The sequence below is a fragment of the Lysinibacillus sp. NPDC059133 genome, assembly GCF_042755925.1.
Classification (GTDB): domain Bacteria; phylum Bacillota; class Bacilli; order Bacillales_A; family Planococcaceae; genus Lysinibacillus.
This window is the reverse complement of record NZ_JBHZDH010000002.1, coordinates 166,244-179,629: the sequence shown is the minus strand read 5'-3', so window position 1 is coordinate 179,629 and position 13,386 is coordinate 166,244. Positions and strand designations below refer to the sequence as shown.

Annotated in this window: 12 protein-coding genes; 10 read left to right on the top strand and 2 right to left on the bottom strand. The window is 36.7% G+C overall.

Going from position 1 to position 13,386, the window contains the following annotated elements:
• The 4 genes from ACFXN8_RS02205 to rnz all read left to right on the top strand — a co-directional run.
• The coding region (locus ACFXN8_RS02205; RefSeq protein ID WP_386842451.1) for a hypothetical protein at positions 1-186 on the top strand (186 nt) is incomplete at its 5' end.
• Positions 187-248: 62 nt separating this feature from the next.
• Complete coding sequence (locus tag ACFXN8_RS02200) at positions 249-1,748, top strand: cobyric acid synthase (protein ID WP_376070759.1); 1,500 nt, start codon at positions 249-251, stop codon at positions 1,746-1,748.
• On the top strand, positions 1,745-2,581 hold the full coding sequence (locus tag ACFXN8_RS02195; protein ID WP_376070762.1) for a class I SAM-dependent methyltransferase: 837 nt from the start codon (positions 1,745-1,747) through the stop codon (positions 2,579-2,581). Before ACFXN8_RS02200 ends, ACFXN8_RS02195 begins: the two co-directional genes overlap by 4 nt.
• A gap of 99 nt (positions 2,582-2,680) precedes the next feature.
• Complete coding sequence (gene rnz / locus ACFXN8_RS02190; protein ID WP_376070764.1) at positions 2,681-3,613, top strand: ribonuclease Z; 933 nt, start codon at positions 2,681-2,683, stop codon at positions 3,611-3,613.
• Between the two features lie 249 nt (positions 3,614-3,862).
• On the opposite strand, the gene ACFXN8_RS02185 is transcribed toward rnz, so the two are convergent.
• Positions 3,863-4,396, bottom strand: a complete 534-nt coding sequence (locus tag ACFXN8_RS02185; RefSeq protein ID WP_376070767.1) for a TetR/AcrR family transcriptional regulator — start codon at positions 4,394-4,396, stop codon at positions 3,863-3,865.
• A 169-nt stretch (positions 4,397-4,565) separates the two neighbouring features.
• Here ACFXN8_RS02185 and ACFXN8_RS02180 point away from each other — a divergent pair, with 169 nt between their 5' ends.
• Positions 4,566-5,996: a DHA2 family efflux MFS transporter permease subunit gene (locus ACFXN8_RS02180; RefSeq protein ID WP_386842448.1), complete on the top strand. Its 1,431-nt coding sequence runs from the start codon at positions 4,566-4,568 to the stop codon at positions 5,994-5,996.
• A 412-nt stretch (positions 5,997-6,408) separates the two neighbouring features.
• Positions 6,409-6,639, top strand: coding sequence for an acyl-phosphate glycerol 3-phosphate acyltransferase (locus tag ACFXN8_RS02175; protein WP_349661459.1), 231 nt, complete (start codon positions 6,409-6,411; stop codon positions 6,637-6,639).
• A 234-nt stretch (positions 6,640-6,873) separates the two neighbouring features.
• Here ACFXN8_RS02175 and ACFXN8_RS02170 read toward each other — a convergent pair whose 3' ends face one another.
• Entirely contained in the window at positions 6,874-7,017 is a 144-nt protein-coding gene (locus ACFXN8_RS02170; protein ID WP_386842445.1) for a DUF6097 family protein, read from the bottom strand.
• Positions 7,018-7,588: 571 nt separating this feature from the next.
• On the opposite strand from ACFXN8_RS02170, the gene ACFXN8_RS02165 reads away from it, so the two are divergent.
• From ACFXN8_RS02165 to gcvPB, 4 genes are all read left to right on the top strand, one after another.
• A complete protein-coding gene (locus ACFXN8_RS02165) occupies positions 7,589-8,974 on the top strand; it encodes a sigma-54 interaction domain-containing protein (protein WP_386842443.1) in 1,386 nt (461 codons plus the stop codon).
• A gap of 612 nt (positions 8,975-9,586) precedes the next feature.
• Positions 9,587-10,360 carry an SDR family NAD(P)-dependent oxidoreductase gene (locus ACFXN8_RS02160; RefSeq protein WP_386842441.1) on the top strand — a complete coding sequence of 258 codons (774 nt, stop codon included), beginning with the start codon at positions 9,587-9,589 and terminating at the stop codon, positions 10,358-10,360.
• Between the two features lie 23 nt (positions 10,361-10,383).
• Entirely contained in the window at positions 10,384-11,772 is a 1,389-nt protein-coding gene (gene gcvPA / locus ACFXN8_RS02155) for an aminomethyl-transferring glycine dehydrogenase subunit GcvPA (protein ID WP_386842439.1), read from the top strand.
• Positions 11,773-11,794: 22 nt separating this feature from the next.
• A complete protein-coding gene (gene gcvPB / locus ACFXN8_RS02150) occupies positions 11,795-13,372 on the top strand; it encodes an aminomethyl-transferring glycine dehydrogenase subunit GcvPB (RefSeq protein ID WP_386842437.1) in 1,578 nt (525 codons plus the stop codon).
• Positions 13,373-13,386: the final 14 nt, after the last annotated feature.

Genomic DNA, 13,386 nt, shown 5'->3' with positions numbered 1-13,386 from the left:
TACCCGCGGAACGGAGCAAAATACCCGCGCTTTGAGGAGAAATACCCGCGGAACGGAGCAAAATACCCGCGCTTTGAGGAGAAATACCCGCGGAACGGAGCAAAATACCCGCGCTTTGAGGAGAAATACCCGCGGAACGAAGCAGAATACCCGCGCTTTGAGGGGAAAAACCCGCGGAACGAGTAGGAACACCCGCGAAGTAAATTCTGCCCCCGCGCTTCAACTATACATAAGGGAGGGAAAAGACTATGCCAGCAAAATCTATCATGATTCAAGGAACGGCTTCTGATGTAGGGAAAAGTATGATTTGTACTGCGCTGTGCCGTATTTTTTCTGATGATGGGATAAAGGTTGTACCGTTTAAATCACAAAATATGGCCCTTAACTCGTTTGTAACTCAAGATGGCGGAGAAATTGGCCGTGCACAGGGTGTACAAGCAGAGGCGGCACGTGTTGTCGCAACTACGGATATGAATCCGATATTGCTAAAACCAAAGCAGGATATGGTTTCGGAAGTGATTGTTCATGGTAAGCATTTTTTAAATATGGACGCCAAAAGTTATCGTAATCAATTCGTCCAAGAAGCGATGCCAATCGTTGAAAAGTCAGTGCGAACTTTACAAAATACATATGATGTCATTGTCCTTGAAGGGGCGGGAAGTCCGGCAGAAATTAATTTGAAAGACCGTGATATAGCCAATATGCGTATGGCTCATCTAGCAGATGCAGCGGTTGTGCTAGTCGCTGATATTGATCGAGGTGGAGTATTTGCATCGATTGTTGGAACGCTCGCATTACTTGACGATGCAGAACGCGCACGTGTAAAAGGGTTGGTAATTAATAAATTCAGAGGAATGCGTGAGTTACTTGATGATGGCATTGAATGGGTAGAGCGTGAAACGGGGATTCCTGTCCTTGGAGTTGTACCGTATGTAGAGGTCAATATTGAGGCTGAAGACTCACTAGCATTATCTTCATTACGCTTTAAAAAGCCAAAGCCTGGAGAGTTTGCTGTGGATGTGGCCATGATTCGCTTGCCGCGCATTTCAAACTTTACAGATGTTGATCCATTTTTTGATGAGCCAGAGGTTGGTGTCCGTTTAATTGGCAATGTCAATGAGCTTGGGACGCCCGATTTACTTATATTACCTGGAACAAAAAGTACTATAGATGATTTAGCTTGGTTAAAGGCGCAGGGCTTCGATCAAGCGATAGCTAATTTACGCGCACGAGGGACAAAAATTATTGGCATTTGCGGTGGCTTCCAAATGCTTGGCGAAACGTTATTAGACCCAGATGCTGTAGAAGGAAATGGCGATTCAGCGCAAGGTCTAGCATTATTGCCAATGGAAACTGTATTTGTTGGCGATAAAAAGACTGTTCAAATGACTGGAACAAGAGGGCAGGACACGTTTACTGGTTATGAAATTCATCTAGGACGTACAAAAATTTTACGTGATGAAGTATCACCATTTTTACAGCTTGCAGATGGGCGCGTAGATGGGGCAGTAAGTGCCGATGAACTAGTGATCGGAACATATTTCCATGGTTTATTCCATAATCGTACCTTTACACGACAGCTCATCAACGACATTCGCGTGAAAAAGGGCCTCGCTACTTTACCAAGTGATGTAAAAAGTGACGCAGAACGTAGAGAGGACGCTTACAATATGCTTGCAAAGCATGTGCGTGCGAATCTTGATATGAAAAAAGTATACGAAATTATGAATTTAGAGGTACAAGTATGACAAGAAAAGGACCGTTAGCCATTGATTATGAGGCGTTATGGCAGGAAGGTATGAAAGACTGGCATGGCCAAATGCCTGAAAGAATGGTCAATGATCAACTAGAGGAGCAGTTTTGGGCGCAGTCCATCGCCCGTAAAAGGACAGGACAAACAGATCCTTATGCAGCAAAAATTTTTCAAGAAATTAAAAAAAGTATCCAAACCGAGCACTCGGTATTGGAAATTGGTCCAGGCTGGGGCAATTATACATTTCCACTAGCTGATCATGTGCGAAAGCTAACTTGTGTAGATAGCTCAGAAAGTATTCTTAGCTATTTAGAAAATTGCATGGAAGACAAGCAACATGTTTCTTATCTTCATGCAAAATGGGAAAGCCTTGCTGAAGATGAGGTAAAAACGCACGATATAGTCATTGGTGTCAATTGTTTTTATCGTATGTATGACATCAAATCCGCCCTTTGCCATATGAATCGTCTAGCTAAAAAGCGTGCAATTATTGGTATGACGACAGGGCCGATACAACCCCATTATGAAATTTTATATGAAAAGTATGGCTACGATATTAAATTTCCACGAAGAGATTATATAGAATTTTTAAATTTACTCTATGAAATGGATATTTATGCAGAGTGCAAAATCATCCCTTTAGAGCGAGTGTATGAATATGACAGCTTTGAGCAACTTGTAACAACACAAAGTAAAAAAATATTAAACGATACTTTTAATAGAGCACATGTTGAGGAGTCGCTTTTGCCATTTATTGAGGAAAAGAACGGGCGTTATTATTATCGTCATGATTTCCATGCGGCACTTGTATCATGGGAGCCGAAATAATTATTAAACCTTTGGACAAAACTAGTGACCAAAGGTTTTTTTTATTGGGAGCGATAGGGTACAATAAAGCGATATAGATATAGAAGTGAGGTGGCATATGTGCAACTACATTTTTTAGGAACAGGCGCAGGAATGCCTTCAAAGGAAAGAAATACAAGTGCCCTAATGGTAAAGCTTTTAGATGAAGTGGGGGAAATGTGGCTTTTTGATTGTGGCGAGGCGACCCAACATCAAATTTTGCACACATCGTTAAAGCCACGTAAAGTAACGAAAATATTCATTACACATTTACATGGTGATCATATTTTCGGTTTACCTGGTTTTTTAAGCTCTCGTTCATTTCAAGGTGGAGATGAGCCATTAACGATATTTGGTCCACAAGGTTTACAGCAATGGATTGAGCAAACCTTAGCCTTGTCAAAAACGCATTTAACCTATCCATTACAATTTGTTGAAGTCAATGAAGGTATTATTTATGAGGATGAACATTTTACAGTGAGCGCAAGTGAATTGCGACATGTAGTTCCATGCTTCGGCTACCGTATTGAGCAAAAAGATTTGCCTGGTGAACTGTTAATAGAAAAAGCACAGGCTCTAGGTGTTCCTAAAGGCCCTAGCTTAGGACAATTAAAAGCTGGGAAAGATATTGAGCTTGCAGACGGCACTATAGTTTATGCAAAAGATGTCGTTGCTCCTCCGAAAAAAGGCTTTACGCTCACGATATTAGGCGATACAAAATACTGTCCGGAGGCTGTTTCCTTAGCTTATGGGGCAGATATCGTTATTCATGAAGCGACCTTTGATGGCACGACGACAGATTTAGCAGCCAGCTATGGACACTCTACAAATGTCGAAGCGGCAAAAGTGGCACAACAAGCAGGCGCGAACTATTTACTTCTGAACCATTTAAGTGCTCGCTTTTTACCACATGATTTACCGAAATTTTTAGCAGATGCACAGGAGATATTCCCACAAACTTTCCTGACATCCGATCAATCAGTATTTACATGGAATAACAATATACTAAATTAATCAAAAACGTAAAGTACCTTATAAATGAAGCATCATTTATAAGGTACTTTTATCTTAATTCAGCAAATGTTTTCTGTGCGAAAGCGAAGCGGCAGCAACAAATGTTTTCTGTGCGAAAGCGAAGCGGCAGCCACGAATGTTAATGAGTTTATAAAGCTTGTTACAGCCAAAAAGTAACAAGCTTTTTTGCTCTTCATCAAAAGTTGGGGTTGAAAATTATTGGTACAGCCATCAGAAGAAATCACCCGTTTATCGATATAATTCAAGAATTTGATTTGCGATATATTCGGAGCTAAAATGAACCCCGTTTCTGAGCCACCACATGAGTATCCCAAGTATTGAAGAGGCGAGAATATCCATTGATAGAGTACTGTCAGCGCCTTCATTTTTACGTTGTATGACAATCAAGTCCTTTAATGTCATATGCATTTTTTTAATGAAACCAGGATGTTCAAATAGCACAGCTAAAATTTTTCTATGCTTATAAAAGTAATCTAAAAACGTAATTAATTGTTCTTGATTATTTAAATTATCAATTTGTAAAGTTGGAGACATTTCCGACAACAAGTCGTCGAACATATCGTAAACTACTTGCTTTAATAAATCATTAATATCTATAAAATGTAAATAAAAAGTTGCTCGATTTAGCTCTGCACGTTGGGCTATTTTTTGTACTGTAAGTTTCGAAATATCTGGGTTTTCGATTAATATATCTACGACAGCTTCTTTAAATACCCGTTTCGAGCGAATAGCTCGTGGGTCTTGTTTTTTGTGTGTAGTCAATTTAATTCTCCTTTATCTATTAAATGCAAATTTAATTAATACTATTTTTAATTTTGTTGTTTAATTGACACTTCTTGAAAAATTGTAAATAGGAATCAAAAAACAAACGTGTTATTATCTATTTTATTGACATAGTGTTAATAAAACAAGTGGAAAGAGGAAGAATGTAATGTCGGAATCGATAAATAAAAAAGTACTATTAACAGTTTTAATTTTCGGGTGTTTTTTATCTACACTAAATCAAACGCTGTTAAACGTTGCATTAAGTAATTTAATGGACGTATTTTCCGTTTCTGCTACAACCGTTCAGTGGTTAGCTACTGGTTTTATGTTAGTTAACGGGGTGCTAGTCCCTATTACAGCATACTTAATGAAACGTTTTTCAACACGCCAATTATTTATAAGTTCAATGCTGTTTTTATTAGTAGGCTCTATTTTTTGTGCAGTAGCTCCGAACTTCACCACTTTACTAATTGGTCGTATGATTCAAGCAATAGGTGCAGGAATTATTATGCCGTTGCTAATGAGCATCGTAATGTTTATTTTCCCTCCTGAAAAAAGAGGCAGTATGATGGGGTTAATTGGGCTAGCTATGATTTTCGCTCCAGCCATTGCACCAACATTAGCAGGTTTTGTAATAGATTATTATTCATGGCGTTGGTTATTTATCGGTATCATTCCATTTGTCGTGATCGTTATATTCATGGCTATGAAATATTTAATTAATGTCTCAGAAACAGCAAAAGCAAAGTTAGATGTCGTGAGTGTTATTTTATCAACAATTGGCTTTGGTCTTATTTTGTATGGTTTTAGTAATGCAGGAAGCCATGGTTGGGATGATAAAGTAGTAATCGCTTCTATCCTTGCGGGAGTAGTGACTACGGTAATATTCTGTCTTCGCCAAATTAAATCTTCTGATCCACTTCTCAACTTATCCGTTTTTAACAATAAATTATTTACACTAACGTCCATCATCAACATTATTGTCACAATGATGATGTATGCGGATATGATTTTATTACCAATGTACTTGCAAAATGGAAGAGGGTTTACGGCATTAGACGCTGGTTTATTATTATTACCGGGTGCTCTTGTAAATGCCTTTATGTCTCCAGTGACAGGGAAAATGTATGACCGTTTTGGTGCAAAACCGTTATTTATTATCGGTTTGATTTTTGTCATTCCTTCTATGTGGGTTGTAACAGATTTAACAGAAACAACAACCTATAGCTTTTTAATGATACGTACCATTTTTCTACGTATAGGGTTGAGTTTTATCACAATGCCATTGAACACAGCTGGTTTGAATGCCTTACCTAAGACACTTGTAACGCATGGTACAGCAGTGAATAATACATTACGTCAAATTGCAGGTGCAATAGGATCTGCTGTCGTTATTACAATTTTCACATCACAGACTACAAACCATGCGAAAACATTGCTAGCAGAATCACCAAATGCTACGGCTGAAGGTATTCGTACACTTGCTTCCATTTTAGGTTCAAGTGATGCTTATTATTTCATGACAATCTTAGCGATACTTGCATTTGTTTTAACTCTATTTGTTCCATCTAAAAAAAGATTAAACAATAGTTTGTGAATGCATAGACTTCAATAAACAACTTTGGATAGCCTTGCTACATTAATATAGCAAGGCTATTATTTAACTTTTTTCAGCAAATGTCTTTTGTACCGAAAGCGAAACGACAGCAACATAGTTTTATCTGTGCGAAAGCGACAGCAACAACAACAACAACACATGACTGAGTGACCAACATCACGCTGCTGACGCTCCGCTTTCGCGCGAAAAACATCCGTTGGCCCAAAGCCTCCGGAGGATGTCACGGAATTATGCCGAGGCATGATTGATTTAAATTGTCCAAACTTATCAATTGAAAAAAGGCTATATACAATGTAGAAATTAATGTAATATGAAGATTTAGAATATTGGAGAAAAATAATGCACTAAATAGTAGATTTTCGTATAATTGACTAAAGGGGAGTGGTTTAATATGAATCAGCAAAAAATGCCACCAGCACTATTACGATTAATTGTTATTTTTCCAAATGTGCTGAGCTATTTATTACTATTTGGACTTATCTTTTTTGTTATCTCAAATTATGACACGTTAAAAGCTACGGATAACTTAACGGTTTGGCTTATTTTTATTTTTGTACTTGCGCCGGCTGCTGCCTACACGACATTTAGCATTATTAAGAAAATTCGTGCTGGACAAATGTAAGCTAAAACAAAAAGTGTATCCATTAGATAAGCTAATGGATACACTTTTTGGACTTTTTAGTTCTGAATAATATAACTCCAATTACAAATAGAACAAAAAGTGAAAAGGTGCTTTATGAACAAAGACCGCCTTTATCCACTGGTAATTTTCTTTTACTGCAATTGCAATGGAAGTTGATGTCCCTTTTATTTTGGATAATAGTTTAAGGCGTCTCCGTACTATTTTCCAGTCATATCATTGGTCTTTACTTTCCCTATAAATATCGCTAACCTCCACCGCTTGTTTTTCAAAAGTATCTTCACTTCTAATAGGTAAGTTGTAATCACTAATTATTTTGTGAAGCTGTTTAAGTTCTTCCGCGCGAGAATAAAATATCAAGCATCGTTTTTCCGTACTTCAGAGTCCTCACTTATATGACACCCTCTTAAAATTTATAGACTTAGTGATTAGTCATCCAATTAACTTTTGTATGGCTCATTTTTTGATTTTATATTTAAAAAGTAACTATTTCTAACAATATTCAACTTATTATGTCTGTATTTGTTGAACGATTTTTAAAGGTACGAAACCTTTTTTGCGAAATTTATATATAATAGAGGTGAATGTTATGTCTGATATAGTCGTTATAACTCATACATTAATTGGAAATAATTAACGTTTAATAGAAAATAGTTTCGTGGAAATATCGGAGCTACGTCTGTCTTGCTTGACTTAAAAAAGTTGTGTGTTCAAAATAATAGAAAGTAGTGAATTCTATACAATAAATCGAAAGTTTTTTCATTGAGGGATACCATTAGCAAATGCCGTTAAGGATATCAATATAAAATTCCAATATCTCAATGATATACATGAGAATTCTGGGATTTTAATTTTCTTAAAAAAGCATAAATACTAAAGCTTTTTAGATTAAATTTATATTATTAAGAAAATGGTCTGAGAGGACGATGTTATGTTAAATGGTGAAAAGTTAGTACAATCTATAATTAATATATTTGGAGACTTGTTACAAGTGGAAGTAGCTTATTTTACTTCAGAAGGTGAAATTTTTATAGCCACTGATGAATATAGAAAACGAAAAGGAGTGCAAGTACATTTACCATTTTTTCAAAAGTACTACTCTGAGCCAATTCAATACGTGCAGAGACCTGGAAAAATGAAAACATGTTCGGGGTGTAGGTTTCAAAACAATTGTCCTTCCAAAGTAGAAATACTTATGAACTTAGTCAAAGACGGTCGGCATTTTGGCTATTTAACGTTTGTAAGTTTTACAGATGAGGGTGAAAAAAAATTATCTACTGAACAAAAAAAATATCAATACTGGTTAGCTCGTTTAGGTGAAATTGTTATCAATGTTCTAAATAGTGAAGGATCTTATTTATTATTTGAAACAAAAAATGGATTTGACACAAAGTATGCGCTGGGCAATGCTCCCCATTTTCAATTTATTAAAAGCAAACTAAATAGTATTGCAAATAGTTCATCTTCAATAGTCATAACTGGAGAAACGGGGACTGGAAAAAGTTTGTTAGCTAAGTATATTCACTCAAACAGTATTACACATAAAGGTAAGTTTGTGGAGTTAAACTGTGCTAGTATTCCAGAAGCTTTATTTGAAAGTGAATTATTTGGCTATGAGGAAGGGGCATTTACTGGCGCTAGGAGAAAAGGGAAACAGGGGTATTTTGAAGTTGCAGATAAAGGTACCTTATTTCTTGATGAAATTACAGAATTACCATTGCATCTACAAGCTAAACTACTAACAGTTTTACAGAATGGTCTTATTTATAGAGTGGGAGCAATTGAGCCTAGAAAGGTAAACGTAAGAATTATTGCTGCAACAAATAGACCGTTAGAAGAAATGGTGAAAAAGGGAGAGTTTCGGGCGGATTTATACTATCGATTAAATGTTATTCCTTTAACTTTGCCACCTTTAAAAGAAAGAAAAGGTGAAATGGATTACTTAATTTCTACATTACTGGAAAAGGTTCAGCATAAAACAGGTAAATTTATAAAGGATTTTTCAGATGAATTTTTAGAAGAATTGAATGCTTATCATTGGCCTGGTAACATCCGGGAATTAGAAAATGTTTTAGAGTACAGTATGGTAATGGAAGATTCCTTGCAATTAACTAAAGAAAGTCTACCAAGTTATATTATCGAGCATAATAGAATGCAAAATTCTCACGTAACGCCTCAGTTGTTAAGAACTATGGAAATGGAAATAATAAACCAAAAACTATCTGAGTACGGAAATGATGCTGCGGGCAAGGAACGTGTTGCAGAAGAGCTAGGTATCAGTACAAGGACTCTTTATAGAAAATTAAAAAGTAATTAAAAAAGTTACGCTAACTGTTAAAGAGGCTGGGACAAAAGGATTTTAGCCAATAAAAAACCCGAACTATATCATGAAACGCTCATTCTGTGTTTCGTAATAGTTCGGGTTTTCTGTTTATATTCTTTGTTAATTTAAAAATTATCCGTCTTTCATAAAGGACAAATTAGTTTTGTCCCATCCTCTTTATTGTTTACTCTTATTCTACTACCACAGATTTATCTTCAAGAGGTAGCTGATACCGTCAATTATTAAGTTCAACTCACTTTACAATTAAATGCTTTTTCTACTTTTGAACGGAGATTTCACCATATTTATAACCCCATTATTCCCCATCGTTGTCTCTCGTAACAAAACTTCATAATACTTATTTTTCCGCATGTCGTTACAATAGCAACTTTAAATAACTAAAATTAAAAAAGTCTTGTTTTTGTCATGACAATCAAATACCGTTCTTATTCAAATGTCTGGATTTTTTGTCAAAGATGGAATTTGAAATGACAAATGTGACAAAAAATTAAGGATTTATTATTTATGAATCTCGCAAAATCAACTTTTTAAACTTGGCATGATTTTTGCTTTATATATAGTGAGAAAAAAAGGGGGTATATTTATTTGCTAGATTACTTTCAATTAGGTGGGAAGATTGCTGTTGTAACAGGAGGTGCTTCGGGAATAGGTCTTGCAACCGCTAAATTACTGAGTGAGGTGGGGACTAAAACCATCATTCTCGATATCGATCAGCAAAAGGGAAAGGAAACAGAAGAAACACTTCGAGCAGCTGGCTTAGATATTGAGTTTGTAAAGTGTGATGTGACGAATTCACAAGATTGCCAAAGTGTCGCGAAGTTAATAGGAGAAAAACATGGAAAAGTCGATGTGCTCTTTAACAATGCAGGCATTATTCGTAGAAAAACAGTGGTGGACTTAGATGAATCTGATTGGGATGCCGTAATTAATGTCTCTTTAAAAGGTGTTTATCTACTTTCTAAATATTTAATTCCACTTATGCAAAACTATGGTGGCGGCAGTATTATCAATACCGGTTCTGGTTGGGGATTAAAAGGTGGAGACAAAGCAGCATCTTACTGTGCTGCGAAAGCAGGGGTTGTAAATTTAACAAAAGCTATGGCTATTGACCATGGATCAGAGAATATTCGTGTAAATTGTATTTGCCCTGGAGATACAGATACGCCGCTACTTCGAGGTGAAGCAAAACAACTAGATATAGAGGAATCAAGTTTTTTACGTAGTTCGGCGGTTGATAGACCATTGGCAAGGTTGGGAACACCTGAAGATATTGCTAAGGGGGTATTATTCCTTGCAAGTGATTTATCTGCTTGGGTTACAGGAACTACATTAACCGTTGATGGTGGCGGTTTAGCATAAAAAATACAGAGGAGGTATTTTAAATGAGTAAAAAAGTTCATCCATACATTCCAAACATGGTGCCTGATGTAAAACAAAAGATGTTAGATGAAATTGGTGTGCATTCAATTAAAGAACTCTATTCTTGTATTCCAGAGAAATTAAAGTATAAAGGTACGATGAATATCCCGAAAGCTTTGAACGAATTAGAGTTACGACGACATATTGAAGGGCTATTAAATAAAAATTTAAGTACTAATGAATATCTTAACTTTTTAGGGGCTGGTTGTTGGCAACATTTTATACCAGCAGTATGTGATGAAGTGAATCAAAGAGCAGAATTTTTAACTGCTTATGCAGGGGAACCTTACGAAGATCATGGCCGTTTCCAAGCTTTATTTGAATACCAAAGTTTAATGGCAGAACTTGTGGATATGGAAGTAGTGAATGTCCCAACATTTGATTGGGCACAGGCTGCAGCTACATCGATTCGAATGGCTAGTCGTATTACCAAACGTACTAGGGTCTTATTTGCTAATACAGTGTCCCCTGAGAGAAAAAAGATAATTACAAACTATGGTACACCTCAATTAACATTTGAAGATGTGAATTTTAATCTTAACACAGGGTTAATGGATTTAACCGATTTAGAACGGAAATTATCGAATGATGTTGCGGCGATTTATTTTGAAAATCCATCATACCTAGGATTTATTGAATCACAAGGCCAAGAAATTTCAAATCTTGCAAAAAAATACGGTGCGATAATGATAGTAGGAGTAGATCCAATTTCTCTCGGAATACTTGCACCACCAAGTCAATATGGAGCTGGTATTGTTTGTGGAGATCTTCAACCACTAGGTATGCATATGAATTTCAGCGGAGGGCAAGCTGGATTCATTGCGACACATAATGATCCAACATTCATCAATGAATACCCATCTCGATTATTTGGTATTATTCCGACCGTAAAAGAAGGCGAGTATGGTTTTGGAGACATTGCGTATGACCGTACGTCTTTCGCAGATAGAGAAAACGGTAAAGAATCAGTGGGTACGCAAACAGCTCTATGGGGCATTACAGCAGGTGTTTATTTATCGTTAATGGGACCAAACGGTATGTACGATTTAGGTCAAGCAATTATGCAAAATAGTCAGTATGCAGTGATGCAACTTAATAAAATTAAGAACATTAGAGGTTCAAGAATCACATCTCCATTTTTCAAAGAATTTATTATCGACTTTAATGATACAGGGTTAACTGTAGAAGAAATCAATAAACAATTATTAGAACACAAGATTTTCGGAGGGAAGGATCTATCGAAAGAGTTTCCTCAATATGGTCAGTCGGCGCTTTGTTGCGTAACTGAAGTGCATACCAAAGAAGATATCGACAAACTAGTAAGTGTTTTATCAAAAGTTGTGACGAAATAGTGAGACAGAAAGGAGTATTAACATGATAAAAATTCAAAGACAGTCTGTAAATATAGATTTTCATCAAGCCAAGTGGAATGAGCCTATTATTTTCGAACTACATCAGCCTGGTGAAGTTGGAGTTGAAGTACCGCAAGCTTCCCAGGAAGTTGTAGATGTAGTGGGAGATGGTGTTTCAGTTCTACCGCAAAGTATAAAGCGAGCAAGTAAGCCGAACTTACCAGAAATCGGGCAAGCACGTGTTTTACGACATTATGTTCGCCTTTCACAAGAAACATTAGGTTCGGATTTTAATGTGGAAATTGGGCAAGGCACTTGTACGATGAAGTACATTCCAAAAATTAACGAGTTACTAATTCGTAATACCAAAATAACGGAATTACATCCACTACAAGATGTTAGGACCGTACAAGGTATGTTAGAAATCATTCATAATATGGATTTAGCGATGCGTGAGATTTCAGGTATGGATGCATTCTCTTTCCAACCGAGTGGTGGTACACAAGCGTTGTTTGCGATGGCATCGATTGTACGTAAGTATTTCGAAGTTAAAGGTGAGGCAGATCAACGTAATGAAATCATTACAACCATTTTCTCTCATCCATCTCAAGCAGCAACGGCAGTTGTAAAGGGATATAAAATTATTACCCTACACCCAGATGAAAATGGATTCCCTGATATTGAAAAGTTAAAAGAAGTTGTATCCGAAAGAACTGCTGGCTTTGTCGTAGCTAACCCAGAAGATACAGGAATTTACAATTCGAAAATTGAAGAATTTACAAAAATTGTACATGATGCTGGTGGTATCTGTTACTACGATCAAGCGAATGCAAACGGCTTATTAGGAATTACACGTGCAAAAGAAGCAGGTTTCGATATGTGTTTCTTTAATTTACACAAGACATTCGCAGCGCCACACATGTGTGGGGGGCCAGCAACGGGTGCATTAGGAGTAACAGAGGAATTAAAATCGTATTTACCAGGACCTATTGTCGAAAAAAATGGTGATCAGTATGTATTAAATGATCAATTAGAGCACTCCATTGGAAAAGTACGTGCTTTCCACGGAGTAGCACAAACCATCTTACGTTCTTATGCATGGATTCGAGCTTTAGGACAAGAGGGACTTAAAGCAGTGGCAGAAATCGCTGTACTAAATAATAACTATTTATATAGTAAAGTATCGAAAATTCGTGGCGCAAGTGTACCTTATGTACAAGGACAACGTCTGGAGCAGGTTCGTTATAGTTGGGAGCAGCTGGAGAAAGAAACAGGTGTAACAACAGAGGATGTACAACGTCGTATGACAGACTTTGGTTTGCATTATTGGACAAGTCATCATCCATATATTGTGCCACAACCATTTACACTAGAACCAACAGAATCCTATTCTAAAGCAGACTTGGACGAATATATCCATGCACTTGAGCAGATTTCGAAGGAAGCATATGAAAATCCAGAAGTTGTTAAAAACGCACCGCAAAATAGCACAATTCATCAATTAATCGAAGCAGATTATTTAGATGATCCTGCTAAATGGTGTACTTCATGGAGGGTATATCAAGAAAAGGTGAAAAATGCGGCGGAAATAACAAGTTAAAATCATTTGGGGGT